Source organism: Stenotrophomonas sp. WHRI 8082 (assembly GCF_040223995.2).
Taxonomy (GTDB): domain Bacteria; phylum Pseudomonadota; class Gammaproteobacteria; order Xanthomonadales; family Xanthomonadaceae; genus Stenotrophomonas.
In genome coordinates this window covers 2,824,695-2,849,231 of the sequence record NZ_CP167826.1, presented here as the reverse complement: position 1 = coordinate 2,849,231, position 24,537 = coordinate 2,824,695, and the positions used below count along the sequence as shown (strand labels likewise).

The 24,537-nt window shown below is 67.2% G+C and carries 21 protein-coding genes; 16 read left to right on the top strand and 5 right to left on the bottom strand.

The annotated features are described in order from the left end of the window. The first annotated feature begins 229 nt into the window (after positions 1-229). From ilvC to leuB, 9 genes are all read left to right on the top strand, one after another. Positions 230-1,204, top strand: coding sequence for a ketol-acid reductoisomerase (gene ilvC, locus ABRP17_RS12350; RefSeq protein ID WP_188326247.1), 975 nt, complete (start codon positions 230-232; stop codon positions 1,202-1,204). Positions 1,205-1,243: 39 nt separating this feature from the next. After that, positions 1,244-2,980, top strand: a complete 1,737-nt coding sequence (gene ilvG / locus ABRP17_RS12345; protein WP_349986788.1) for an acetolactate synthase 2 catalytic subunit — start codon at positions 1,244-1,246, stop codon at positions 2,978-2,980. After that, the gene (locus tag ABRP17_RS12340; protein WP_349986787.1) at positions 2,964-3,212 is read left to right on the top strand and encodes an ACT domain-containing protein; all 249 of its coding nucleotides are present in this window, start codon (positions 2,964-2,966) and stop codon (positions 3,210-3,212) included. The genes ilvG and ABRP17_RS12340 overlap by 17 nt, the downstream gene beginning before the upstream one ends. Before the next feature lie 87 nt (positions 3,213-3,299). Next, the gene (locus tag ABRP17_RS12335; RefSeq protein WP_349986785.1) at positions 3,300-4,400 is read left to right on the top strand and encodes a threonine dehydratase; all 1,101 of its coding nucleotides are present in this window, start codon (positions 3,300-3,302) and stop codon (positions 4,398-4,400) included. After that, entirely contained in the window at positions 4,397-5,980 is a 1,584-nt protein-coding gene (locus ABRP17_RS12330) for a 2-isopropylmalate synthase (protein WP_188326243.1), read from the top strand. Before ABRP17_RS12335 ends, ABRP17_RS12330 begins: the two co-directional genes overlap by 4 nt. A gap of 10 nt (positions 5,981-5,990) precedes the next feature. Beyond that, positions 5,991-6,770 carry a methyltransferase domain-containing protein gene (locus tag ABRP17_RS12325; protein ID WP_349986783.1) on the top strand — a complete coding sequence of 260 codons (780 nt, stop codon included), beginning with the start codon at positions 5,991-5,993 and terminating at the stop codon, positions 6,768-6,770. Positions 6,771-6,831: 61 nt separating this feature from the next. Beyond that, positions 6,832-8,250 carry a 3-isopropylmalate dehydratase large subunit gene (leuC, locus tag ABRP17_RS12320; protein WP_349986781.1) on the top strand — a complete coding sequence of 473 codons (1,419 nt, stop codon included), beginning with the start codon at positions 6,832-6,834 and terminating at the stop codon, positions 8,248-8,250. Next, on the top strand, positions 8,250-8,828 hold the full coding sequence (gene leuD / locus ABRP17_RS12315) for a 3-isopropylmalate dehydratase small subunit (RefSeq protein WP_349986779.1): 579 nt from the start codon (positions 8,250-8,252) through the stop codon (positions 8,826-8,828). The genes leuC and leuD overlap by 1 nt, the downstream gene beginning before the upstream one ends. Then, positions 8,818-9,882, top strand: coding sequence for a 3-isopropylmalate dehydrogenase (leuB, locus tag ABRP17_RS12310; RefSeq protein ID WP_188326239.1), 1,065 nt, complete (start codon positions 8,818-8,820; stop codon positions 9,880-9,882). Before leuD ends, leuB begins: the two co-directional genes overlap by 11 nt. Before the next feature lie 535 nt (positions 9,883-10,417). Here leuB and ABRP17_RS12305 read toward each other — a convergent pair. Together ABRP17_RS12305 and ABRP17_RS12300 are read right to left on the bottom strand one after the other, a co-directional pair. Further along, positions 10,418-13,582 (bottom strand): efflux RND transporter permease subunit, encoded by a 3,165-nt coding sequence (locus ABRP17_RS12305; protein WP_349986389.1) that lies wholly within the window; start codon positions 13,580-13,582, stop codon positions 10,418-10,420. A 4-nt stretch (positions 13,583-13,586) separates the two neighbouring features. Continuing rightward, the gene (locus tag ABRP17_RS12300) at positions 13,587-14,729 is read right to left on the bottom strand and encodes an efflux RND transporter periplasmic adaptor subunit (RefSeq protein WP_349986387.1); all 1,143 of its coding nucleotides are present in this window, start codon (positions 14,727-14,729) and stop codon (positions 13,587-13,589) included. 120 nt (positions 14,730-14,849) lie between these two features. Between ABRP17_RS12300 and ABRP17_RS12295 the strand changes: the two genes are divergently transcribed. The 3 genes from ABRP17_RS12295 (at position 14,850) to ABRP17_RS12285 (ending at position 17,701) form a co-directional block, all read left to right on the top strand. Further along, the gene (locus ABRP17_RS12295) at positions 14,850-15,539 is read left to right on the top strand and encodes a TetR/AcrR family transcriptional regulator (RefSeq protein ID WP_349986386.1); all 690 of its coding nucleotides are present in this window, start codon (positions 14,850-14,852) and stop codon (positions 15,537-15,539) included. Positions 15,540-15,678: 139 nt separating this feature from the next. Then, positions 15,679-16,326, top strand: a complete 648-nt coding sequence (locus ABRP17_RS12290) for a protein-L-isoaspartate O-methyltransferase (RefSeq protein WP_188326235.1) — start codon at positions 15,679-15,681, stop codon at positions 16,324-16,326. A gap of 16 nt (positions 16,327-16,342) precedes the next feature. Further along, complete coding sequence (locus ABRP17_RS12285; protein WP_192081306.1) at positions 16,343-17,701, top strand: TolC family outer membrane protein; 1,359 nt, start codon at positions 16,343-16,345, stop codon at positions 17,699-17,701. A gap of 82 nt (positions 17,702-17,783) precedes the next feature. On the opposite strand, the gene ABRP17_RS12280 is transcribed toward ABRP17_RS12285, so the two are convergent. Continuing rightward, a complete protein-coding gene (locus ABRP17_RS12280; protein WP_349986384.1) occupies positions 17,784-18,746 on the bottom strand; it encodes a hypothetical protein in 963 nt (320 codons plus the stop codon). On the opposite strand from ABRP17_RS12280, the gene ABRP17_RS12275 reads away from it, so the two are divergent. From ABRP17_RS12275 to ABRP17_RS12260, 4 genes are all read left to right on the top strand, one after another. Next, entirely contained in the window at positions 18,745-19,023 is a 279-nt protein-coding gene (locus ABRP17_RS12275) for a hypothetical protein (protein ID WP_349986382.1), read from the top strand. The two genes, ABRP17_RS12280 and ABRP17_RS12275, sit on opposite strands and share 2 nt — an antisense overlap. 239 nt (positions 19,024-19,262) lie before the next feature. Continuing rightward, complete coding sequence (locus ABRP17_RS12270) at positions 19,263-19,931, top strand: hypothetical protein (RefSeq protein WP_349986381.1); 669 nt, start codon at positions 19,263-19,265, stop codon at positions 19,929-19,931. 66 nt (positions 19,932-19,997) lie between these two features. Further along, the gene (gene mgtE, locus ABRP17_RS12265) at positions 19,998-21,383 is read left to right on the top strand and encodes a magnesium transporter (RefSeq protein ID WP_349986380.1); all 1,386 of its coding nucleotides are present in this window, start codon (positions 19,998-20,000) and stop codon (positions 21,381-21,383) included. Further along, the gene (locus ABRP17_RS12260) at positions 21,383-22,111 is read left to right on the top strand and encodes an MgtC/SapB family protein (protein WP_349986378.1); all 729 of its coding nucleotides are present in this window, start codon (positions 21,383-21,385) and stop codon (positions 22,109-22,111) included. The genes mgtE and ABRP17_RS12260 overlap by 1 nt, the downstream gene beginning before the upstream one ends. Positions 22,112-22,163: 52 nt before the next feature. Here the strand turns inward: ABRP17_RS12260 and ABRP17_RS12255 are convergent, their stop codons facing one another. Continuing rightward, a complete protein-coding gene (locus tag ABRP17_RS12255) occupies positions 22,164-23,120 on the bottom strand; it encodes a hypothetical protein (protein ID WP_349986376.1) in 957 nt (318 codons plus the stop codon). A gap of 103 nt (positions 23,121-23,223) precedes the next feature. Then, positions 23,224-24,525, bottom strand: a complete 1,302-nt coding sequence (gene waaA / locus ABRP17_RS12250; RefSeq protein WP_349986374.1) for a lipid IV(A) 3-deoxy-D-manno-octulosonic acid transferase — start codon at positions 24,523-24,525, stop codon at positions 23,224-23,226. Between the last annotated feature and the right edge of the window lie 12 nt (positions 24,526-24,537).

The window sequence follows — 24,537 nt, the reverse complement described above, 5'->3', positions numbered from 1 at the left end:
CCACCGCCGACGAAGTCCGAGCCCGCCATCACCGGCGCCGCCTCGCTGCGTTCGCTCCTCGTACTCGTACTTATTAGCCAGCCCACCGGAGCGGGACGAGCCAGCGTGTAAGCAACAGACACACAGGTACTCGATCAAAACCCGCACCGGTCCCGGCGCGGGTTTTTTCGTTTCAGAACATGGCAACACCCTCCCTCCTCACCCAACACCTCTGCAAGGAACCACCACGATGAGCACCAACGACCTGCCCCAGACCAAGATCGCTGTCGTCGGCTACGGCAGCCAGGGCCGCGCGCATGCGCTGAACCTGCGCGAATCCGGCTTCGACGTGGTGGTGGGCCTGCGCCCCGGCGGTCCGACCGAAGTGAAGGCACAGGCCGATGGCTTCACCGTCAAGGCACCGGCGGAGGCCGTCAAGGATGCCGACCTGGTCGCCGTGCTGACCCCGGACATGGTGCAGAAGAAACTCTACGAGGACGTGCTGGCGCCGAACATGAAGCAGGGCGCGGTGCTGCTGTTCGCGCATGGCCTGAACGTGCATTTCGACATGATCACCCCACGCGATGACCTGGACGTGGTGCTGGTCGCGCCCAAAGGACCGGGTGCGCTGGTCCGTCGCGAATACGAGATCGGCCGCGGCGTACCATGCATCTGGGCCGTCCACCAGGACCGCAGCGGTAACGCCGCCACGCATGCGTTGGCCTATGCCACCGGCCTGGGTGGCGCACGCGCCAACCTGATCCAGACCACGTTCAAGGAAGAGACCGAGACGGATCTGTTCGGCGAGCAGGCCGTGCTGTGCGGCGGTGCCTCGGCGTTGGTGCAGGCAGGGTTCGAGACGCTGGTCGAAGCCGGCTACCAGCCGGAGATCGCGTACTACGAGGTGCTGCACGAGCTGAAGCTGATCGTCGACCTGTTCTACGAAGGCGGTATCTCGCGGATGCTCGAGTTCATCTCCGAGACGGCGCAGTACGGTGACTACGTCAGTGGCCCGCGGGTGATCGATGCCGGTACCAAGGAGCGCATGAAGGAAGTCCTGAAGGACATCCAGGATGGCACCTTCACCAAGAACTGGGTGGCCGAGTACGAAGCGGGCCTGCCGAATTACAACAAGTTCAAGCAGGCCGACCTGGATCACCCCATCGAGAAGGTAGGCAAGGAACTGCGCGCCAAGATGGTCTGGTTGCAAGGTCAGGCCGCGTAACCCGCGCGGCCCTCCCCCACCCGCTCTGCAAGGTTTCCCATGAACAACCCCGCACCACGCAGCGCGCCGCCCAACGGCGCGCGCTGGCTGACCCAGGCCCTGGAGGCCGAAGGCGTGCAGACGCTGTTCGGCTACCCCGGTGGCACCATCATGCCGTTCTACGATGCACTGGTGGATTCGCAGCTGAAACACGTGCTGGTCCGCCACGAACAGGGCGCTGCGCTGGCTGCCAATGGCTTCGCCCGTGCCAGCGGCCGCGTCGGGGTGTGCATCGCCACCTCCGGACCGGGTGCCTCCAACCTGATCACCGGCATCGCCGATGCGATGCTGGATTCGGTCCCGATGGTCTGCATCACCGGCCAGGTCGCCACGCCGCTGCTGGGCACCGACGCGTTCCAGGAACTGGACGTGTTCGGGCTGACCCTGCCGATCGTCAAGCACAGCTGGCTGGTCCGCAGCGTCGATGATCTGCCGCGCGTGGTCGCCGATGCCTTCCGCATCGCCCGTGAGGGTCGCCCCGGGCCGGTGCTGATCGACCTGCCCAAGGATGTGCAGGTCGCCGACGCCAGCCATCTGCCGTCGCACGTGCCGGCCGCCGTGGAGCCGCCACCGGCTCCCGCCGAACAGGCGATCGCCGACGCCATCGCCGCGATCGCCGCGGCGGAAAAGCCGGTGATCTATGCCGGCGGCGGCATCGCCCTCGGTGATGCGGTGCAGGCCCTGCGCGATTTCGCCGAGGCCAGCGGCATCCCTGCCGTGCTGACCCTGCGCGGCCTGGGCGCCCTGCCCGCCGGCCATCCACAGTCGCTGGGCATGCTGGGCATGCACGGCACCCGGGCGGCCAACATGGCCACCCAGGAAGCCGATCTGCTGCTGGTGCTGGGCGCACGTTTCGATGACCGCGCCACCGGCAAGCTGGGGGAGTTCGCACCGTTCGCCCGGGTCGTGCACATCGACGCGGACGCCTATGAAATCTCGAAGCTGCGCACGGCTGACATCGCCGTGCCCGGCAACGTGGCCCATGCCATCCGTGCCCTGCACGCGGCCTTCCCGGCGCCGCTGGCCAACCACGCCGCATGGCGTGCGCGCTGCGCGCAGAACCGCGAGAAGTTCATTGCGCGCTACGACGCCCCTGGCAAGCACATCTACGCACCGGCGCTGCTGAAGCGGCTGAGTGAACTGGCGCCGGCCGATGCCGTGATCGCCTGCGATGTCGGCCAGCACCAGATGTGGGTCGCCCAGCATTGCCGCTTCAACCATCCGCGCAACCACCTGACCAGCGGCGCCCTGGGCACGATGGGCTTCGGCCTGCCGGCGGCGATGGGCGCGCAGTTCGCCTGCCCCGACCGCACCGTGGTGCTGGTGTCCGGCGACGGCAGCTTCATGATGAACGTCCAGGAGCTGACCACCATCGCCCGCTGCCGCCTGCCGGTGAAGATCGTGCTGCTGGACAACAGCTCGCTGGGCATGGTCCGGCAGTGGCAGGAGCTGTTCTTCGCCGAGCGCTACAGCGAGATCGACCTGTCCGACAATCCCGATTTCGTCGCCTTGGCCAAGGTGTTCGGCATTGCCGCCACACGCATCGATGCGCGTGACGATGTCGAAGGCGGCCTGGCCGCGCTGCTCGCCGAGCCGGGCCCGGCGCTGCTGCATGTCGGCATTGATGCGCGGGCGAATGTCTGGCCACTGGTGCCACCAAACACCGCCAACAGCACGATGCTGGAATCCAACCCCGCCCATGTCAGCCAGGAGACCCCCAATGCAATACCGGCTTGATCTGGTGCTGCACCCGGCCGAAGGTGCCCTGCTGCGGGTGATCGGCATGGCCGAGCGCCGTGGCTTCGCACCGCGCGCCATCCATGGCGCCCCCGATGCGCAGGACCAGGGCCGGTGGCACCTGCAGTTGGTGGTGGACGGTACGCGCCCCCCGGAGACGCTGTGCCGCCAGATAGAAAAGATCTACGACTGCATCTCGGTGCAGGTCACCGCACTGGGAGTCGCCGCATGAACGCCCGCACCTCCAATGGGGTGCTGGCACGGGGGCGTCTTCTTCGCCGCCCGCCGCCGTCACCGTTCGCGCCGCGCGTGGATCGTCATGCCCGCCCCTGACCGCGCTGCCAGCGAGCCCGACGTAGGCGATGTAACCGTCGCCGACGTGCTGGCCGCGCAGGCCCGCCTGCGCCGCTTCCTGCCGCCGACGCCGCTGCACCATGCAGAACGCTTCGGCACCTGGCTGAAGCTGGAGAACCTGCAGCGCACCGGTTCCTACAAGGTGCGCGGCGCACTGAACGCGCTGCTGGCCGGACGCGAGCGCGGCGACGCGCGACCGGTGATCTGCGCTTCGGCCGGCAACCATGCCCAAGGCCTGGCGTGGGCCGCACACCGGCTGGGCGTACAGGCGATCACCGTGATGCCCCATGGCGCACCGGCCAACAAGATCGCGGGCGTGGCCCATTGGGGCGCCACCGTCCGCCAGCACGGCGACAGCTACGACGATGCGTGGGCATTCGCCGTGGAGCTGGCCAAGCAGCACGACTATCGCTTCCTGTCTGCGTTCGACGACGCCGATGTCATCGCCGGCCAGGGCACGGTCGGCATTGAACTGGCCCCCTATGCACCGGATGTGGTGATCGTCCCCATTGGCGGCGGCGGCCTGGCCTCCGGCGTCGCACTGGCACTGAAGTCGCAGGGCGTGCGCATCGTCGGCGCACAGGTCGAGGGCGTCGATTCGATGGCCCGCGCCATGCGCGGTGACATCCGCCCCATCGCACCCGTTGCGTCACTGGCTGACGGCGTGCGGGTGAAGATCCCCGGCTTCCTGACCCGCCGCCTGTGTGCCTCCCTGCTGGACGACGTGGTGATCGTGCGCGAAGCCGAACTGCGCGAGACCTTGGTGCGGCTGGCCCTGGAAGAGAACCTGATCGCCGAAGGCGCCGGTGCGCTCGCGCTGGCTGCTGGCCGCCGCGTCGCCGGCCGACGCAAATTTGCCGTCGTCTCCGGCGGCAACATCGATGCCTCCGTGCTGGCCGGCCTGCTGACCGACGTGCGCCCACGCGCGCCGCGCAAGCCGCGCCGCCGTCGCCCTGAAACCCTGCGAGCGCCCGCCATGGCCGTCGCCCTTCCCCCTTTGAAACCTGCTGCTTCCCCTTCCCATTTGAACGCCGCACTGCCCGTTGTCGAGGAGACCTCCCCATGAACACGCCGACCATCGAACGAATTACCCCGCCGCGCATCCGCATCTTCGACACCACCCTGCGCGACGGTGAACAGTCCCCGGGCTGCAGCATGAGCCCGCAGCAGAAGCTGGTGATGGCGCGCGCGCTGGACGAGCTGGGCGTGGATGTGATCGAAACCGGTTTCCCGGCCAGTTCGCAGTCCGACCGCGAAGCAATGACGATGATCGGCCGTGATGTGCAACGCCCCATCCTGGCCGTGCTGTCGCGCTGCCTGGCCGCTGACATCGAAACCTCGGTACGCTCGCTGGATTCGGCGGCGCATCCGCGCCTGCACGTGTTCCTGTCCACCAGCCCGCTGCACCGTGAGCACAAGCTGCGCATGACCCGCGAACAGGTGCTGGAGTCGGTGCGCAAGCACGTGGCGCTGGCGCGCTCGTACATCGACGATGTCGAGTTCTCCGCCGAGGATGCAACCCGCACCGAACTGGATTACCTGATCGAGGTATCACGCGTCGCCATCGCCGCCGGGGCCACCACCATCAACCTGCCCGACACTGTGGGCTTCACCACCCCGGAAGAGATCCGCGCGATGTTCCAGCAGGTCATCGCCGGTGTAGCCGACGTCGCCGGCGCCGACCGCGTGGTGTTCAGCACCCACTGTCACAACGACCTGGGACTGGCCGTGGCCAATTCGCTGGCCGCCATTGAAGGCGGCGCACGCCAGGTGGAGTGCACGGTGAACGGCATCGGCGAGCGCGCCGGCAACTGTGCCGTGGAAGAAATCGCCATGGCGCTGAAGGTGCGACAGGCCTTCTACGAGCAGGACACCGCGATCAACACCCAGCGCATCGTATCCACGTCGCAGCTGCTGCAGCGGCTGGTCGGCATGCCGGTGCAGCGCAACAAGGCCATCGTCGGCGCCAACGCGTTCGCGCATGAATCGGGCATCCACCAGCACGGCATGCTGCGTCATCGCGGCACGTACGAAATCATGCGGCCCGAAGACGTGGGCTGGGAGGATTCGCAGATGGTGCTGGGTCGCCACAGCGGCCGCGCGGCCGTCGAGCAGCGTCTGCGCGCACTGGGCTTCTGGCTGGAAGAAGACGAGCTGAAGCTGGTGTTCGAGCAGTTCAAGGCGTTGTGCGAGCAGCAGCGCGTGGTCACCGACCCTGACCTGCAGACGCTGATGCAGGGCGGTGCCAGCGCCCCCGGCTATCGCCTGGCCTCGATGACCATCAGCGATGTCGGCAGCCGTGCCAATGCGCTGGTCGAACTGTCCGACGCCGATGGCAACCGCGTGGCCGAGACCGCCCAGGGCGACGGGCCGGTGGATGCGCTGTTCGGCGCGCTGTCCTCGGCCACCGGCGTCAGCCTGCAGCTGGACAGCTACCAGGTGCACAGCGTGGGCATCGGTGCCGATGCGCGCGGCGAGGCCAACCTGAGTGTGCGCAACGGCGATGAGGTTTTCGAGGGGACCGGCACCAGCCGCGACATCATCGAAGCGTCCGCCCTGGCGTGGCTGGACGTCGCCAATCGACTGCTGCGCCAGCGCGATGCCGTTGCTGCCAGCAACGAAGCCCCCCACCCCGCCACGGCCTGAGGACACTTCGATGAACGCTTTCGACACCGCCGCGCCACCTGTGGATGCCGGCCAACGCTGGAACGCGCAGGACTACGCCATCGATGCCGGGTTCGTTCCGGTGCTCGGCGGTGCCGTGGCACGCCTGCTCGATGCGCGCAGCGGCGAACGCGTGCTCGACCTGGGCTGCGGGGACGGCGTGCTCAGTACCGAACTGGCGCTGACCGGCGCCCGGATCACCGGCGTCGACGCATCGCCCGAACTGGTGATCGCCGCCCGTGCACGTGGCCTGGACGCGCAGGTGATGGACGGCCATGCCCTGACATTCGACGGAGAGTTCGATGCGGTGTTCAGCAATGCAGCACTGCACTGGATGCGCGAGCCGGACCGCGTGCTGGCCGGCGTGCGCCGCGCGTTGAAGCCCGGCGGACGCTTCGTCGCCGAATTCGGAGGACAGGGCAACGTGGCCACCATCGTCGGTGCCATCCAGGCCGCACGCGTGGCCCACGGTCATGGCGAAAGCCCGTTCGCCTGGTACTTCCCTACCGCTGACACCTACAGCGACCGCCTGCGCCAGCATGGATTCCATGTGCAGTTCGCCGAACTGATCGAGCGCCCCACGCCCCTGCCCACCGGCATCGAAGGCTGGTTGCGCGTGTTCGCCAGCCCCTTCCTGGATGACCTGCCGCCTGGCGCCGCCGCGCGCGTGCGCGAGGGCGCCGCCTCACTGCTCAGCGAACTGCCCCGGGATGCGTCCGGACAGCCATTGGCCGACTATGTGCGCCTGCGGGTGCTCGCGCGTCGCCGCTGACCTTGACCGTTTCCCGTTCTGCCTTGATGTTCACCACCGTATCAACCTGCCAGGCCATCGCATGACCCCCGCACCCCGCACCCTGTACGACAAACTGTGGGACACCCACGTGGTCGTCTCCGAATCCGACAGCGCACCCGCCGTGCTGTACATCGACCTGCACCTGATCCACGAGGTCACCTCGCCGCAGGCGTTCACCGAGCTGCGCGAACGCGGTCTGTCGCCGCGCCGGCCCGACCTCACCAAGGGCACCATGGACCACTCCACGCCGACGCTGCCCGCGCGCGCCGATGGCTCCCTGCCCTACGCCAGCGCCGCCTCCGAAGCCCAGGTGGCGATGCTGGCGCGCAACTGCGCCGAGTACGGGGTTGAACTGTTCGACATGGCCTCGGCCAGCCGCGGCATCGTGCATGTCATCGCGCCGGAACAGGGCTTCACCCAGCCCGGCATGACCATCGTCTGCGGCGACAGCCACACCTCCACGCACGGCGCCTTCGGTGCGCTGGCCTTTGGCATCGGCACCAGCGAAGTCGGCCACGTGCTCGCTACGCAGTGCCTGCTGCAGCGCAAGGCCAGAACGATGGCGATCACCGTCGATGGTGCCCTCCCCCCCGGCGTAGGTGCCAAGGATGTGGTCCTGCACATCATCGGCGTGATCGGCGTCAACGGTGGCACCGGCCACGTGCTGGAGTTACGCGGCAGCACCATCGCCGCCATGGACATGGAGCAGCGCATGACCCTGTGCAACATGTCCATCGAAGCCGGTGCACGCGCCGGCATGGTGGCCCCGGACCAGATCACCTTCGACTGGGTCGCCGCCACCCCGCACGGGCCCAAGGGGGCTGATTTCGATGCCGCCGTGGCGCGCTGGTCGCAGTTGCGCAGCGATGACGGCGCACGCTTCGATGCCGAGGTGTCGATCGATGCAGCGGACATCCGCCCCACGTTGACCTGGGGCACGCATCCCGGCACGGCCATCGCCGTGGATGCACCGATTCCCGCCGCCCACGATGCCGCCGCGCAGAAGGGTCTGGACTACATGCAGTTCCATGCCGGAGACACCCTCGAAGACACGCCGGTGGACGTGGTCTTCGTCGGCTCCTGCACCAATGGCCGCCTGAGCGACATGCGCGAAGTCGCGCACGTGCTGCAGGGCCGTCGCGTGGCCGACCGCGTGCGCATGCTGGTGGTCCCCGGTTCGGAGATCGTCAAGCGCCAGGCCGAAGCCGAAGGCATCGACGCGATCGTGCGTGCGGCCGGGGCCGAGTGGCGCGAACCGGGCTGTTCGATGTGCATCGCCATGAACGGCGATCTGGTCGCGCCGGGCCAACTGGCGGTGAGTACCAGCAACCGCAATTTCGAGGGCCGCCAAGGGCCCGGCTCGCGCACCCTGCTGGCTTCGCCGATGACCGCCGCGTGGGCCGCGGTGAACGGCCACGTTGCCGACGTCCGTGACCTGTTCACCCAGGAGGTAGCGTGATGCCCGGCTTCCGTACCCTGAGCTCGGCCAGCGTCGTGCTGCGCCAGACCAACATCGATACCGACCAGATCATCCCGGCGCGCTTCCTGTCCACGACAGAGCGTGCCGGCCTGGGCCGCAATGCCTTCAATGACTGGCGCTGGACCGCCGACGGCACGCCCAATCCGGATTTCGCCTTCAATCAGCCAGAGAATGCAGGCCGCAGCATCCTGCTGGCCGGTCGCAACTTCGGCTGCGGCTCCTCGCGCGAGCATGCGCCGTGGGCCCTCACCGATCTCGGCCTGCGCGCGATCATCAGCAGCGAGATCGCGGATATCTTCCGGGGCAATGCGCTGAAGAACGGCCTGCTGCCGGTAGTGCTGGACGAGGCCGACGTGCAGGCGCTGATGCAGCGCCCGGACGATATCCTGACCCTGGACATCGCCGCGCGCGAGGTCCGCACCCCCGATGGTCGCGTCTACACGTTCCCGCTGGACGGCTTCTCGCAGACCTGTCTGCTGGAAGGTGTCGACCAGTTGGGCTACCTGCTGGGCCGTGTCCCCGACATTGAACGTTACGAGAGTGAACATGCACGCTGAGATCGTCGTATTGCCCGGTGATGGCATCGGCCCGGAAGTAGCTGCTGCCGGTGTCGCCGTGCTGGAAGCCATTGCCACCCGTTTCCATCACAGCTTCAGCTTCAAGGAACACGACATCGGCGGCATCGCCATTGATCGCCATGGCGCGCCGCTGCCGGCCAGCACCCTGGATGCCTGCCGTGCCGCCGACGCGATCCTGCTGGGCGCCGTCGGCGGCCCGAAGTGGTCCGACCCCAACGCCACCGTGCGACCCGAGCAGGGCCTGTTGGCGATCCGCAGGGCGCTGGGCCTGTACGCGAACCTGCGCCCGGTACGCACGCACGAAGCCGCGCTGCACGCTTCGCCGATCAAGCCCGAGCTGCTGCGCGGCGTCGACTTCGTGGTGGTTCGCGAGCTGACCGGCGGCATCTATTTCGGTGAAAAGACCCGCACCGCGGATGCGGCCAGCGACCTGTGCAGCTACAGCGTGGTGGAGATCGAGCGCGTGCTGCGCAGCGCGTTCCAGCTGGCACGCCAGCGTCGCGGCAAGGTCACGTCGGTGGACAAGGCCAACGTGCTGGAAACCTCCCGCCTGTGGCGCGACGTCGCCACCCGTCTGGGCCGCGACGAATTCGCCGACGTGTCGCTGGAGCACCAGCTGGTCGATTCGATGGCCATGCACCTGCTGGCCAAGCCGCGCGAGTACGACGTGATCGTGACCGAGAACATGTTCGGCGACATCCTGACGGACGAAGCGTCCATGCTGGCTGGCTCACTGGGCCTGCTGCCGTCCGCATCGCTGGGTGAGCCCGGCGCGGTCGGCATCTACGAGCCGATCCACGGCTCGGCACCGGACATTGCCGGCAAGGGCATCGCCAATCCCTACGCGACGATCTTCAGCACGGCGATGCTGCTGCGCCATTCGTTGGGGCTGGACGCGGAGGCCGCTGCGGTAGAAGCGGCCGTACACGCGGCGCTGGATGCCGGTGTGTTCACGGCGGACTTGGCTGCGGCCGGTGCGGCGGTGTCGACGCAGCAGGCTACGGCAGCGGTGGTCGCACGACTGCAGGGGTAAGGGTTGCCGGGCTGCGCCCGGGGTCCACGTCATCGCATTCGCGCTGCCGCTCCCACGCTTTGCTTCGCAAACCGCGGGCCCCGTCTCACCAGCACCCACACCCCGCCGCTTCGCGGCACGGGTCCACGTCATCGCATTCGCGCTGCCGCTCCCACGCTTTGCTTCGCAAACCATGGGCCCCGTCTCATCAGCACCCACACCCCGCCGCTTCGCGGCCGCCCCTGACTCAGGGGCTCCCTCCACCCGACGGATTGCTGTCATCGGTAGCGCCGACCCATGGTCGGCGGAATATTCCCGCCAACGGCCCGCTTCGCTCGCCGACCATGGGTCGGCGCTACCGCTTTTCTTCTTTTTTCATACGCGGCGGGCGGCCACGGAACCTGTCAGGGGTCGGGCGGTGGGGCTGGGCGGGGGCGTTGAGTGCCATGGATGGCACGAAACGAGGCCCGCATGGATGCGGTTGTTGCCGTCCCCCGACCAGCCCCACCGCCCGACCCTCCCGCAGTAGCCTTGAAACAGCCGGCCGCGAGGGGGCTCAGCCCGTTCGACCGTCTTCCTTCCGCACCCGGAACCACGCCGCGTACAACGCCGGCAGGAACACCAGCGTCAGCACCGTGCCGACGATCAACCCGCCCATGATCGAAATCGCCATCGATCCGTAGAACGCGCTGCGTGACAGCGGAATCATCGCCAGCACCGCCGCCAGCGCGGTCAATACGATCGGCCGGAAACGGCGTACCGTCGCATCCAGGATCGCATCCCAGCGGTCATGCCCAGCGTCGATGTCCTGCTGGATCTGGTCGATCAGGATCACCGAGTTGCGCATGATCATGCCCGCCAGCGCGATCGTACCGAGCAGCGCGACGAACCCGAACGGCACCCGGAAGATCAGCAGGAACAACGTCGCGCCGATGATGCCCAGCGGTGCGGTGACCAGCACCATCGCCGCGCGGGAAAAGCTCCGCAACTGCAGCATCAGCAACGTCGCCACCACCACCAGGAACAGCGGCATGCCGGCCTTGATCGAGTCCTGGCCGCGTGCCGAATCTTCCACCGTACCGCCGGTTTCCAGCAGATACCCACTGGGCAGCTCGCTGCGCACGTCATCCAGGGTCGGCAGGATCTGTTGCACCACGTCAAGCGGTTGCATGCCATCGCCGATGTCGGCGCGCACCGTCACGGTCGGCAGGCGATCGCGGTGCCAGATGATGCCGTCCTCAAAACCCTGCTCCAGCGTGGCCACCTGCGACAGGCTGATGCTGCCACCACTGGCGGTCGGCATCGACAGGCTGGCCAGCAGCGCCAGATGGGCACGCTCGTCGGCCGGGCCGCGTACCAGCATTTCGATCTGCCGGTTGCCCTCGCGGTACACGCTCACGCTCTGCCCGGCCAGTGAACTGGCCAGGAACTGGCTGACCTGCGCACTGTTCACCCCCAACGCGCGGGCGCGGTCCTGATCGATCACCAGCCGCACCACCTTGCTCGGCTCGCTCCAGTCCAGGTTGACGTTGATCGTATGCGGATTGGCGCGCACCTTTGCCTCAACCTGACGGGCCAGCGCTTGTACCTGGGCCACATGTTCGCCCGACACACGGAACTGCACCGGGTACCCGACCGGCGGACCGTTCTCCAGCCGCGTCACCCGCATCTGCACGTCCGGGAACTGCGGGATCACCTCGTCCATCAACCAGTCCCGGGTGCTTTCGCGCGCGTTGGTGTCGTTGGCCAGCACGACGAACTGGGCGAAGTTGGTGGCCGGTAGTTGCTGGTCCAGCGGCAGATAGAAGCGCGGTGAACCGGTGCCGACATACGCCACGTAGTTGCGGACGCCCTCGCGACCCGCCAGCAGTTTCTCCAGCTTGATGGCCTGGTCGCGGGTAGCGTTCAACGACGCGCCTTCGGCCAGCTCGATGTCCACCATCAGCTCCGGCCGGGTGGAATCCGGGAAGAACTGTTGCGGCACGAAGCGGAACAGCACCAGCGAGCCGACGAACAGCAGCGCGGTGGCGGCGATGACCCACCAGCGGTGGCGCAGGCAAGCGTCGAGGAAGCGGCGGAAGCGCACATAGAACGGCCGCTGGTAGGGATCGTGGTCGTGGCCGTGCTGCGGCGGCGCGACCAGGTTCGACACGGCCGGCCAGCGGTCCGCCCACGCCTGCCGGCGTGCATGCCAGCGCGCGGTGAAACTGCCCGGTTTCGGCGGCTGGCGGTTGAACAGGTCCGGCAGCATCTTGTCGCCGAGGTAGGGAATGAACAGCACCGCTGCGATCCACGACACCACCAGCGCGATGGTCACCACCTGGAACAGCGAACGGGTGTACTCGCCGGTGCTGGAGGCCGCCGTCGCGATCGGCAGGAAGCCGGCCGCGGTAATCAGCGTCCCGGTCAGCATCGGGAAGGCGGTGGACTCCCACGCAAAGCTGGCCGCACGCAGGCGATCGTAGCCCTGCTCCATCTTGGTGGCCATCATCTCCACCGCGATGATCGCATCGTCCACCAGCAGGCCGAGCGCCAGCACCAGCGCACCCAGCGAAATCTTGTGCAGGCCGATGCCGAAGTAATGCATGACGAAAAAGGTCATCGCCAGCACCAGTGGAATGGTCACGCCTACCACCAGCCCGGTGCGCAGGCCCAGCGAGAAGAAACTGACCAGCAGCACGATCACCACTGCTTCGGTCAGCACCTGCACGAACTCACCCACCGACTCTTCCACTGCCTTGGGCTGGTCGGACACCTTGCGCAGCTGCATGCCCGCCGGCAGGGTCTTCTGCAGTCGTTCGAACTCCGCATCCAGATGCGCACCGAGGGCGAGGATGTCACCGCCGTCCTTCATCGCCACCGCCAGACCGATCGCATCGGCACCCATGAAGCGCATCTTCGGCGATGCCGGATCGGCGAAGCCCCGCTTCACCTCGGCGAGGTCGCCCAGGCGCACGGTACGTTCACCGGCACGGATCGGAAACGCGCGTATCGCCTCGATGCTGTCGAACTGCCCGCTCACCCGCAGCTGCACGCGGTCGGTGGCGGTTTCGAAGAAGCTGGTGCCGGTGATCGCGTTCTGGTCGGCCAGCGCCTGCTGCACCTGCTGCATCGACACACCCAGCGTGGCCAGCTTGGCATTGGACAGCTCGATCCAGACCTTTTCATCCTGCAGCCCGACCAGGTCGACCTTGCCCACGTCGGGCACGCGCTGCAGCTCCAGCTGGATGCGGTCGGCGTAGTCGCGCATCACCGCGTAATCGAAGCCTTGCCCCGTCAGTGCGTAGATGTTGCCGAAGGTATCGCCGAACTCATCATTGAAGAACGGACCGACGATCTCCCGTGGCAGCGTGGCCTGGATGTCGCCCACGCGCTTGCGTACCTGGTACCACAGGTCTGGAATCTGCTTGGAGCGCAGGTCGTCGCGGGCCATGAAGATCACCTGCGATTCGCCGGGGCGCGAATAGGAGCGGATGAACTCGAACTCGCCGGTGTTCATCAGCGCTTTTTCGATCGGCTCGGTCACCTGCCGCGACACCTGCTCGGCCGTGGCACCGGGCCACAGCGTGCGCACCACCATCGCCTTGAAGGTGAAGGGCGGATCTTCGGACTGACCCAGATGCTTGTAGGACCACACCCCGATCAGGGCGAAGGCCAGCATGGCGAACAGCACGAGCGGGCGGTTGGCCAAGGCCCACTCGGAAAGATTGAAACGGCGCACGGGCTTACTCCTTGCCCTTCGGCGCAGGGGCAGGACCGCGGACGGCCGGCTTCAGGACCGGCTGGTTCTGACGGTCCACAGCCACCACCGGTTGTCCGGCGCGCAGCAGATGGCCACCGGCGGCAACCACCCAGTCCTGTGCGGTGATACCGCTCGACACCGGCACGCTGTCGCTGCCGTAGGCACCGGTGGTCACGCTCACCGCCTTCAAGGTGGCGGTGTCGGGATCCACGACCCACACGCTGGCACGGCCGTCGGCACCGCGCTGCAGCGCGGCCAACGGCAGCTGCAGGGCGCCGGCACCGGAGCCCGAAGGCGCCACATGCACGCGCGCGCTCTGCCCCAGGCTCACGTCGGCCAGCGCATCCGCCGCCAGGCTGACGCGCGTGGCATAGGTGCGCGACTGCGGATCAGCGGCGGCGGCGATCTCACGGATGGTGCCCGGCAACATCGCCCCGGCACGGTTCCACAGGTCCACCTGCACGGCCTGGCCCACGGCAAAGTCGCGCAGCGTGGCTTCCGGCAGATCGATCAATACCTCGCGCCCACCATCGGCGGCCAGGTTGAAGATGGTCTGCCCGGCCGTCACGACCTGCCCGGCTTCGGCCTCGCGGCTGGCAATCACCCCGTCCGTCGGCGCGCGCAACTGCGCATAGCCCGCCTGGTTGCGCAGCACATCCAGGTTGGCCCGCGCCGCATCCGCCTGACCCTGCGCCGCTTTCAACGCCGCGGACTGCTGGTCCAGTTCGGAGCGGCTGACCAGCTGCTGCGCGGCCAGTGCCTCATAGCGCCGGTGGTCGTCGCGTGCGCGCACCAGGTCGGCCTGGGCGGCGGCCAGCTGGGCCTGCGACGCACGCGCCTGCAGGGCGAAGTCGGCCACATCGAGCTCGGCCAGGACCTGGCCTTTGCGGACGCGTTGGCCGGCATCGACGTCGCGTTTGACCAGGTTGCCGCCCACCCGGAAGGACAGCGCGCTTTCCTGCCGCGCGCGGACTTCACCGGGGAACACGGTGCCGCCCTGACCGGTCACCACGCCAGGATGCACGACGAGCACCGGGACGGCAGCCACCGCCTCCTCCTTGTTGCCCGAGCAGGCAGCGAGCACAGCCACACCCAAGGCAAGTCCCATCCAGCGCACGATCTTCATCGATAGTCGTCCTGATAACGCGTTCAAAGTGGTGGCGGCCACGCGGTGCGGGGCGCCGGGCGATTAGTAAACCCGGCGGTATAGTATAAATATCGAACCGATTGGTCTAGTATTAGCGTGATGATGTGTCCCTTCTCCCCCAAGCGTGCCGCGAAACCTGCTGGCAAGACGGCCGGTCCCGGTCGTCCCAAGGACCTGGGCAAGCGCGCCGCGATCCTTGATGCCGCCAAGGCGCTGTTCGTCGAGCAGGGCTACACCGGTGTCAGCATGGATACGATCGCGGCCCAGGCCGGTGTCTCCAAGCTCACCGTCTACAGCCATTTCGGCGACAAAGAAGCCCTTTTCACCGAAGCGGTGAAGTCCAAGTGCATCGAGATGTTGCCCGATACCCTGTTCGTGGCAGAGGCCGAAGGCCCCCTGCGCGACCAGTTGCTGGGGATCGCCCACGCCTTCTTCGACATGGTCACCTCCGATGCGGCGGTGTCCGTGCAACGGGTGATGATGGCGCCGGAGACCGACGACCGGCTGCGCGAAATGTTCTGGCAGGCGGGCCCGAAGCGCACTACTGATGCGCTGGCCGAGTTCCTGCGTGCCCGCGCGACGGGCGGTGAGCTGGAGATCGACGACTTCCCCACGGCCGCGCTGCAGTTGATGACGCTGGTAAAAGGTGAGCTGCATACGCACCTGATGTGCGGCCTGATGCCGGCGCTGGCGGCCTGCGATGCCCGCACCCATGTCGCGGCCAGCGTCGACTTCTTCCTGCGTGCCTACGCGCCGCGCCCCGTGGCCGCGGCACCCGGCGGTGGCTGATCCGTACAACCTGAACAAGCCGGAGGTCGCGATGACTTCCGGCACTGCGTCCCCGGCCGCCCTGAATACATGCTCTGGGCGCGCCGACGGCCTCCGGCACCGGTAAAATGGCCGGCCCACTGCGCTGGATTGGAACCTCATGACGATTGACTACGCACACGCCCGTGAACTGATGGTGGAACAGCAGATCCGTCCCTGGGACGTGCTGGACATCAAGGTGCTCGACGTCCTGGCCCGCCTGCCGCGCGAAGCCTTCGTGGCTGAAGCGCACCGCGCGCTGGCTTATGCGGACATCGAGCTGCCGCTCGACGGCGGGCAGAAGATGATGAAGCCGGTGGTGGAAGGCCGCACGCTGCAGGCACTGGATCTGCAGCCGGGCGACGAAGTGCTGGAAATCGGCACCGGCAGCGGCTACCTCTCGGCCTGCCTCGGCGCGCTCGCGCGCGACGTACTGAGCCTGGAGATCGACCCGGAGCTGGCCGCCACCGCGCGTGCGCGACTGGACAGCACCGGGCTGGGCACCAATGTGCGCGTGGAAGTGGCCGACGCCCTGGCGTGGCAGACCGAGCGCCGCTTCGATGTGATCTGTGTCACTGGCGCAGTGGACAAGGTGCCGTCACAGTTCGCCTCGTGGCTGCGTCCCGGTGGTCGCCTGTACATCATCCACGGCCGTTCGCCGGTGATGGAAGCGATCCTGGTCAACGCCGATGGCAGCACCGAATCGCTGTACGAAACCGATATCGATTACCTGCGCGGTGCCGCGCCGGCCCCCCAGTTCCACCTCTGAGTCCAAGGAAGCCGCAATGATCCGCCGAACCCTCGCTATTGCGCTGGCCACCGTCCTGCTGCCGTTGTCCGCCCATGCCGCCGACCTGCTGCAGGTCTACGAAATGGCCCGCAATGGCGATCCGCAGCTCTCGGCTGCCGAGTCCACCCGGTTGTTCGACAAGGAAGGCGCCGTGCAGGCACGCGCCGCCCTGCTGCCGCAGATCAACGGCGTCGCCTCGTTGAACCGCTCGCGTACCGAAGACCGGGGCAACAACACCGGCACCTTCGAAAGCCGTCGCCGCACCTACACCATCGATGGCAGCCAGACCCTGTTCAACTGGAGCCAGTTCAGCACGCTGCGTGCGCAGCGCGAGCTGAGCAAGGCGGCTGATTTCACCCTGGATTCGGCCAACGACAACCTGATCGTCCGCACCTCGGCCGCCTACTTCAACGTGCTGGTGGCGATCGAATCGCTGAACGCGGCCAAGACCAACGAAGAAGCGGCCAAAAAGCAGTTCGACTTCGCCGACAAGCGTCTGGAAGTCGGCCTGGCGCCGATCACCGACGTGCATGAAGCGCGCGCCCAGTACGACCAGGCACGTGCCAACACCATCGTCTCGCAGAACACCCTGGCCGATGCCTACCAGGCGTTGACCGAACTGACCGGCCAGCCGGTGACCAACCTGCGCGGCTTGCCGGAAGACTTCCGTCCGGAAGTGCCGGCCAACCGCGGCAACGTCGACCAGCTGGTACAGAGCGCCGTCGCGCAGAATCCGGCGCTGAAGGCGCAGGAACTGCAGGTCAGCGCCTCCGAAGCCAGCGTGCAGTCCGCACGTGCCGGCCACCTGCCGACGCTCGCGCTGGGCGCCAGCGTGGGCCAGGGCGCAACGTGGGGTGACAGCGTCGGCTCGGGTGGCCTGAGCCCGGACACGCGCACCAACAGTGTCGGCCTGACCTTGAACGTACCGATCTTCTCCGGCGGCGCCACGCAGTCCGCGGTGCGCCAGGCGCTGGCCCAGCGTGACATCGCCCAGGACGGCTACGAGCAGCAGAAGCGCGCGCTGGACCGCAACACGCGCAATGCCTACCAGACCCTGGTGGCCGGCATCAGCGAAGTCGAAGCGCGGCGTCTTGCCGTGGTGTCCGCGCAGAGCGCGTACGACGCCTCGCAGGTCGGCCTGGAAGTGGGTACGCGCACCGTGCTGGACGTCATCCAGAACCAGCGCATCCTGTTCTCCGCGCAGCTGGACTACGCGAACGCACGTTACACGTTCCTGCAGAACCGCCTGCTGTTGAGCCAGGCTGTGGGTGGCCTGGACATCGCCGAACTGCAGGAGATCAATCGCCTGCTGACCGTCGATGCCGGCAACCCGAGCACCACCGTCGGCAACTGATCACCGCTGCGGTGTGAACACAGGAAAGCCACCCGCATGCGGGTGGCTTTTTTCGTCATGACGGCCGCGGGCCGTCAGCCCATCACCACACCATGTTCACCGCGACCTGCGGCACGAACACCGCACTGCTGTTGCGGCCGGCAAGCGACACCTGCGCGCCGGCCACCAGGGCGACATTGTCGTTCCAGTGGTACTGCACCGCCGGCACGACCGAGAAGCGCCAGCTCGACGGGTCACGCCGATGGAATTCGTCGCGTCCGGCCGCTGCCGGCTGCGTGCCATGCAGACTGCTCTCACTCTCACGCTCGTGCAGCAGTTCGCCCGCCAGCACCCAGGTGCGCGACAGGCTGTACTCGGCGGCCAGCAGGCTGGTCATCGCCGCACCCATCCGCACCCGCCCATCGAAACCGCTCGGGGTACCGAAGGCGCTCTTCCCTCGCACACCGGCGTTGGCACCTGGCGTGCGCCACAACGTGCTGGCGCGCAGGCGCAGATGGCCATCGACGAAATACGCCTGGCCGTGCAGACCGAAACTGGTGGCACCCACGCCGGTACCGCTGGCCACCGAAATGGGGCGCTCTTCCAGGCGGTCGTGATGGCCGGTGGCGATGCTCTGGCGCACCGCGAGGGTCAACGTCGGGCGGTTCGGGCCGTCGCCCTTGTACAGCCCGATCAACGCCGACAAGGTCGTATCGCCGATGTCGAACGCACGCGTCTGATCGCCATCGCGGTTGTACGACGCGTTGAAACTCGCTGCGACGGTGACCCGCTCGTGCAGGCCGTACTGCACCGGCACGGCCAGGTACCACCCGTTCGGGCCACTCGCATCGTGTCGATCACCTTGCCCGTCATACACACCGCGCAACTGGCTGTTGATCAGGTACGGCTCGATGTTGAGCATGCCCACCGGCAGCGGGGGCGCAGGACTCAGCAGAGGACCGGCGAAACGTGGCGACGATTCGGCGAAAGCGGCAGGCGTTGTCATGACGCTGCCCAGCAGCAGGCAGGCGCGTGACACGTGCTGCCGGGTGGTTCGTTCGTGCATGGTGTTCCTCTCTCCAAATCAGGCGTTTTTGCCTGCGCTGACGACGCTAGGGCGCAAGCCGCCAAGCGGACATGGGGAAAGTTGGGACATCGCAAATACGAAACCTATCGAAATTCTTTTTACTGAATATTGCGGCTATAAGTGGTGTGCCGCGGCGCAGGCGGCATCACATTGCACTGTCGTGATCGACGCCCTATGGCAGCCGGCGTTGACCTGCAAACACGAAGATTCGTACCGCAGCGCACGGATATGCGCGCGTGGCCGGGATTCTGCTTGACCTGCACTTGTCCAATTGACCACCATGCGCGCACTTCATCGCCCCGGGGGCCCCTGCTTGGACAGTCACAGTAGATTCTGCTTTTACTGAGCGGATCCGACACTGCCAGGCAGGTCGCGTCCGCCAGGACGAGGCCCTACGCCGTCCCTTGCCGACGGCCTGATCTTCGAACATCGCATTCTTTACCTTCGGCCCAAGTGGGAGCCGCTGGCGTATCCGTTTTTTTCCGGAGTACGACCATGCGCTTCACCTCTCTACGCCTTGCCCCGCTGTGGGCGACCCTCACCGTCAGCGGCCCCTCGCACGCTGCGGCCAGCCTGCTGGTGGACGATGCCGGCACCACGCCCGAATCCACCTGCCAGTTGGAAAGCTGGATCCGCAACACCACCGGCCATAGCGAACGCACCGCCGTGCCGGCGTGCACCGTGGCAGGCACGGAGTGGTCCTTCGGACTGAGCCACCTGCACGGTAGCGGTGAGACCGCGTGGGCGGTTGGTGCCAAGCGCACGCTGCGCGGTTGGCACGCCGACCGCATCCAGTTGGCCGGTGCCCTCCAGACAGGTGGTGACCTCCGCCACGGTGGGGCCCGTGGCTGGGCCGTCAACGTCCCGTTGAGTATCGCGGTGGATCGGCAAGGCGACGTGTTGATCCATGCCAACACGGGCTGGGTGCGATCACGCACCGAACGCGGGCTGACCTTCGGCGCCGCCACCGAAATCCGGATCGCACCGCGCTGGTCCGTGCTGGCCGAGCAACACCGCGATGCCGCTCGCCACCGCAGCAGCCAGTTCGGCGTGCGCCGCCTGCTACGCAACGACGCCTCGCTGGATCTGCTCGTCGGCTACCAGCACGGCGCGGCCTCTGATTCGTGGCTCACGGTGGGTCTGAACCTGCCACTGACCCGATAACCCCCTTCCCGTCAACGCCGCTGTTCGCGGCTATCTGCCTATCGCACCCTGTCCAGGAGACTTCCCATGAACCGCGAAGAGATGATGTTCGCCGTCCGCCGTTTCGCCCACGCCCCCGATCGCGCGGCCTTCGCCGAGTTGGTCCGCACCTGCCACCCGTCCGATCTCGCCGATGCCCTGCAGGCGATCGGCGTCCGCCCTGCCTCGACGTTGCTGCAGCTTCTGGAGACGCCACAGCGCGCGATGCTGTTCTCGCACTTCGACGCCGAACGGCAGGATGCGCTGGTTGCCGTGCTGCCGGCCAAGGAGCTGTCGGAGCTGTTCGCGCAGATGCCAGCCGACGACCGCGCCGACCTGTTCAACCGGCTGGATGCCCCGGGAAAATCCGGTCTGTTGGACGGCCTGGATGACATCGAGCGCGATGACGTCCTGGCCTTGTCCGCCTACCCGGAATCGGCAGTCGGATCCGCGACGACATCGGACTTCGTGGCCATCGGCAGCAGCATGACCGTGAGCGCAGCACTGGACCATATCCGCGCAACGGCGCCGGATAGCGAAACGGTCTATGTGCTGTACGTGCTCGATGCCCAGCGGCACCTGCAGGGGACGGTGTCCCTGCGCGACCTGGTGGTGGCGAAGCCCGACACCCGCGTGGCCGGACTGCTGCGGCCGGATGCGGTTTTCGTGCGTGCGGCGTGGCCACGCGTGCAGGCCGCTGACCTGATCCGCCGTTATGACCTGCTCGCGGTACCCGTGCTGGATGACAAGGACCGCATGATCGGCATCGTGACCGTGGACGATGCGATGGACATCGACAAGCAACAGGATGCCAATCAGCTCGCACGCTTTGGTGGCACGTCCACCGGCAAGGGGGGCGACCTGGATGTGATGACCACCCCGCTGCGCAGGATGTTCAGCGTGCGCGTGTTCTGGCTGGCCGTGCTGACCTTCTTCGGCATCATCACCAGCACCTTCGTCGCCGCCCAGGAGGAACTGCTGAGCCAGGCCATCGTGCTGGCCGCCTTCATCGCCCCCATTGTCGACATGGGCGGCAATACCGGCAGCCAATCCGCCACGCTGGTGATCCGCGGCATGGCGCTGGGTGAGCTGGGATTGAACTGGCGCCACGTGGGGTTCGTGATCCGCCGTGAACTGCCGGTGGCGGCCATGCTCGGCATCACCATCGCCCTGCTGGAAGCCGTGCTGGCGTACTTCAGCAAGGGCGTGGGCACGGACGTATTGCTGGTGGTGGGCCTGAGCATGCTGGTCTGCACCGCACTCGGCGGTGTCATCGGGGCACTGCTGCCGTTCCTCGCGCGGCGCTTGGGCACCGATCCGGCGACGCTTTCCTCGCCGCTGATCACCTCGGTCATGGACCTGATCGGCGTGTTCGTCTACTTCGGCTTTGCGTGGGCGTTCCTCGGTGACCAGTTGACCGGGGCGGCGGCCTGATGCGCCTGTTGCAGCACCTGGACATCACCGCCACGCTGGATACCCTCACCAGCCTGTCCCTGGCCTTCCTGCTGGGCGGCCTGGTGGGACTGGAGCGGCAGTATCGGCAACGGACTGCCGGCCTGCGCACCAACGTGCTGGTTGCTGTCGGTGCGGCGCTGTTCGTCGACATCGCGATGCGTTTCCACGCGCATTACGGTGGCACGCCGAATCCGCTGCAGGTGGTGGCCTATGTCGTATCGGGCGTGGGCTTCCTGGGGGCCGGCGTGATCATGCGCGAAGAGGGCAACATCCGCGGCATCAATACCGCCGCCACGTTATGGGGGTCGGCCGCGATCGGCGTCGCCGCAGGCATCGGCATGCTGGCAGAGGCCGTGCTGGGAACGGTATTCGTGCTCGCCGCGAACACCCTGCTGCGGCCGATCGTCAACGCGATCAACCGCCGTCCACTGGATTCGGACACGGTGGAAGTGACCAACATCGTGCATGTGATCGTAGGACGCCACCGCCAGCGCGAACTGATGGCGGCGCTGGAAAGCGCGCTTGAGCGGCACGCCTATCCGGTCACCGATCTGCAGGTGACCGCGTTCGGCGAAGAGGACGTGGAGATCGAAGCCGTCCTCACGGCAACGTCCGTGGATGCCGATGCCATGGACGGCATGGTGCATGCGTTGCAGTCGCTGCCTGGCGTGCGCCAGGCATTCTGGAGTCCAAGCACGAGTGGCTGATGGGCGGCGCGCCGCTACCTTCATGGCAGCGGCGCGGCCGGCCTGGCCGGAGTCAGAACGCGACGTTCAACGCAACCTGCGGCGCCACGATAGCACTGGCGTTGCGCCCGGCAACGCCCAACTGGACGCCCGCGATGACGCCGACCTGGTCGCTGAAGTGGTACTCCACCGCAGGCAGTACAGACAGCCGCCACGAGGCGGGGTCCCGCCTGTCCAGCGCCTCACCCTCGGCCATCCGTCCGCTTACATGCGCGCCACGATCTTGCTCGTACAGAGCCTCGGCCACCAGGGTCCAGTGCGGATGCACGCTGTATTCGGCTGCGACGCTGGAGCTGAAGGTGCTGCCCAGCCGCGCCGAACCGCGGAATCCGGCGGCAGTACCGTAGACGCTCTGCCCGCGGATGCCGGCCCGGCTGCCCGGAAGGCGCCAGCCTGCCACGGCGCGTGCGCGCAGCATGCCGTCCAGGAAGTAAGCCTGGCCCTGCACGGAAAGCGCCGTGGTCTGCGCACCGCTGCCACTGCCTGCGCGGTCGGTGTACTGCAGGCGATCATGGCGCCCGGTGGGCAGGCCACGCTGCGCGGTGACCGCCCACGCGGTGCGGTGGCCTCCTGTACTGGCATACACCGCGTACTGCGCTTTCACTGACGTATCGCCAATGACCAGGTCACGCCGTCCATCAGCGCCCTGATCGTACTGGCCAGCGAGGGTGGTGCCGAGGGTCAGTCGATCGGTGACGCCCACGTTCATCGGCACGACCAGATCCCACTGCGCGGGCGCATCACTGTCGAGCCGATGACCGTCCGCATCGAAGCGGGACGACGACGTGCTGTTGATCAGATAGGGTTCGATGTTGACCATTCCTTTCGGCACCGGCTGGCCTCCACTGGCCAAGGGACCGAGGAATCGGGGGTGTGCGTCGTCGCTGCGACCCTGCGCCAGCAGTGAGGCGGGCAGCAGCAGGGCAGACAGCACGCCGATACGGACGTGCGACACGGGTGAGAGGGACATCGGCTTCTCCGGGAGACGCAGCCAGTGGCTGCTCTCCCGAAGCTAGGCAGGCCGCGTGGACCAGAGAATCGGAAAAAGCCTAAAAACGCGGTAATCGAGCCACTTACGACTCAAGTGCTGGCGGCAGGTGGGGTTCCACCAACGCGATCGTCCGCTTCAACGCACCGCGTCCATTGCTTACCAGCGCACAACCGGCCTGTGCCATGTCCTCACGTGCGGCCGCGTCAGCCAACAGGTGATGCAGGTGAGCGCCCACCGACTGCGGGTCATTGCCGACAAGCAGCGCGCCCGCCTCAAGCATGCGGCGCGATATCTCGGCGAAATTGTGCAGGTGCGGCCCGGTCACCGCCGCTGTGCCCATCGCGGCCGGCTCCAGCAGATTGTGGCCGCCGATGGCCTGCAGGCTGCCGCCGACGAAGGCCACCTGTGCGCAGGCATAGAACGACATCAGTTCACCGAGCGTATCGATGACGAAGACGTCGTCGCCTCCGCCGGGCCACTCCTGCACGCGGCGGGTGGTCACCTGCCAGCCCTGATCGCGGGCCAGCGTCTCCACCCGGGCGAAACGCTCTGGATGGCGCGGGGCCCATAGCAGCAACAGCCCGGGATGCTGCAGCCGCAACTGCTTGTGCAGTTCGATCACGGCCTGCTCTTCGCCCTCGTGCGTGCTTGCCGCGATCCACACCGGCCGATCACCGGCAACGGACTGCTGGAAGCGTTCGACGAATGCCTGCACGTTGGGCGTGGCGATATCGAACTTCAGGTTGCCCAGCGCCTGCACCTGCGCCGGCGACGCGCCCAGCTGGATGAAACGCTCTGCATCGTCATCGGACTGGGCTGCAACGCAGGTGACCGTGCGCAGCGCGCGGCGGATCAACGCCGCCAGTACCCGGTACCCGCGCAGCGAACGCGCCGACAGCCGGGCGTTGAGGATGTAGACCGGAATGTCGCGGCTGCGGCAGCCGAACAACATGTTCGGCCACAGCTCGGTCTCCAGGATCAGCGCCAGGCTCGGCTGGAAATGATTGAGGAAGCGGCCCACGCTGCCCGGCACGTCGTAGGGCAGATAGACGTGGTCCACCGCCTCGCCCCACAGCGAGCGCACCCGCTCCGACCCGGTGGGTGTGATGGTGGTGATCACCCAGCGGATGTCCGGGCGCAGCGCCCGCAGCGCATTGACCAGCGGCGCCGCCGCGTTGACTTCCCCGACCGACACCGCGTGCAGCCACACACGGGGCTGGCAGCTGGAGTGGGGATAGGAGGCATACCGCTCGTCCCAGCGCCGGAAGTACTCGCGGACCCGGAAGCCGCGCCAAACCAGGTGGTACACGGTGATCGGCAGCAGCAGGTAGAGCACGGCCGAGTACAGGCCGCGCAGGATCCATTCGACGGGGTCTTTGCGCATCGCCAAAGGATA

Excerpts from the sequence above, each read along its gene's own strand:
- ilvC (WP_188326247.1), top strand. The coding sequence starts at position 230 with ATGAGCACCAACGACCTGCCCCAGACCAAGATCGCTGTCGTCGGCTAC.
- ilvG (WP_349986788.1), top strand. The coding sequence starts at position 1,244 with ATGAACAACCCCGCACCACGCAGCGCGCCGCCCAACGGCGCGCGCTGG.
- ABRP17_RS12340 (WP_349986787.1), top strand. The coding sequence starts at position 2,964 with ATGCAATACCGGCTTGATCTGGTGCTGCACCCGGCCGAAGGTGCCCTG.
- ABRP17_RS12335 (WP_349986785.1), top strand. The coding sequence starts at position 3,300 with ATGCCCGCCCCTGACCGCGCTGCCAGCGAGCCCGACGTAGGCGATGTA.
- ABRP17_RS12330 (WP_188326243.1), top strand. The coding sequence starts at position 4,397 with ATGAACACGCCGACCATCGAACGAATTACCCCGCCGCGCATCCGCATC.
- ABRP17_RS12325 (WP_349986783.1), top strand. The coding sequence starts at position 5,991 with ATGAACGCTTTCGACACCGCCGCGCCACCTGTGGATGCCGGCCAACGC.
- leuC (WP_349986781.1), top strand. The coding sequence starts at position 6,832 with ATGACCCCCGCACCCCGCACCCTGTACGACAAACTGTGGGACACCCAC.
- leuD (WP_349986779.1), top strand. The coding sequence starts at position 8,250 with ATGCCCGGCTTCCGTACCCTGAGCTCGGCCAGCGTCGTGCTGCGCCAG.
- leuB (WP_188326239.1), top strand. The coding sequence starts at position 8,818 with ATGCACGCTGAGATCGTCGTATTGCCCGGTGATGGCATCGGCCCGGAA.
- ABRP17_RS12300 (WP_349986387.1), bottom strand. The coding sequence starts at position 14,729 with ATGAAGATCGTGCGCTGGATGGGACTTGCCTTGGGTGTGGCTGTGCTC.
- ABRP17_RS12295 (WP_349986386.1), top strand. The coding sequence starts at position 14,850 with ATGATGTGTCCCTTCTCCCCCAAGCGTGCCGCGAAACCTGCTGGCAAG.
- ABRP17_RS12290 (WP_188326235.1), top strand. The coding sequence starts at position 15,679 with ATGACGATTGACTACGCACACGCCCGTGAACTGATGGTGGAACAGCAG.
- ABRP17_RS12285 (WP_192081306.1), top strand. The coding sequence starts at position 16,343 with ATGATCCGCCGAACCCTCGCTATTGCGCTGGCCACCGTCCTGCTGCCG.
- ABRP17_RS12275 (WP_349986382.1), top strand. The coding sequence starts at position 18,745 with ATGGTGTTCCTCTCTCCAAATCAGGCGTTTTTGCCTGCGCTGACGACG.
- ABRP17_RS12280 (WP_349986384.1), bottom strand. The coding sequence starts at position 18,746 with ATGCACGAACGAACCACCCGGCAGCACGTGTCACGCGCCTGCCTGCTG.
- ABRP17_RS12270 (WP_349986381.1), top strand. The coding sequence starts at position 19,263 with ATGCGCTTCACCTCTCTACGCCTTGCCCCGCTGTGGGCGACCCTCACC.
- mgtE (WP_349986380.1), top strand. The coding sequence starts at position 19,998 with ATGAACCGCGAAGAGATGATGTTCGCCGTCCGCCGTTTCGCCCACGCC.
- ABRP17_RS12260 (WP_349986378.1), top strand. The coding sequence starts at position 21,383 with ATGCGCCTGTTGCAGCACCTGGACATCACCGCCACGCTGGATACCCTC.
- ABRP17_RS12255 (WP_349986376.1), bottom strand. The coding sequence starts at position 23,120 with ATGTCCCTCTCACCCGTGTCGCACGTCCGTATCGGCGTGCTGTCTGCC.
- waaA (WP_349986374.1), bottom strand. The coding sequence starts at position 24,525 with ATGCGCAAAGACCCCGTCGAATGGATCCTGCGCGGCCTGTACTCGGCC.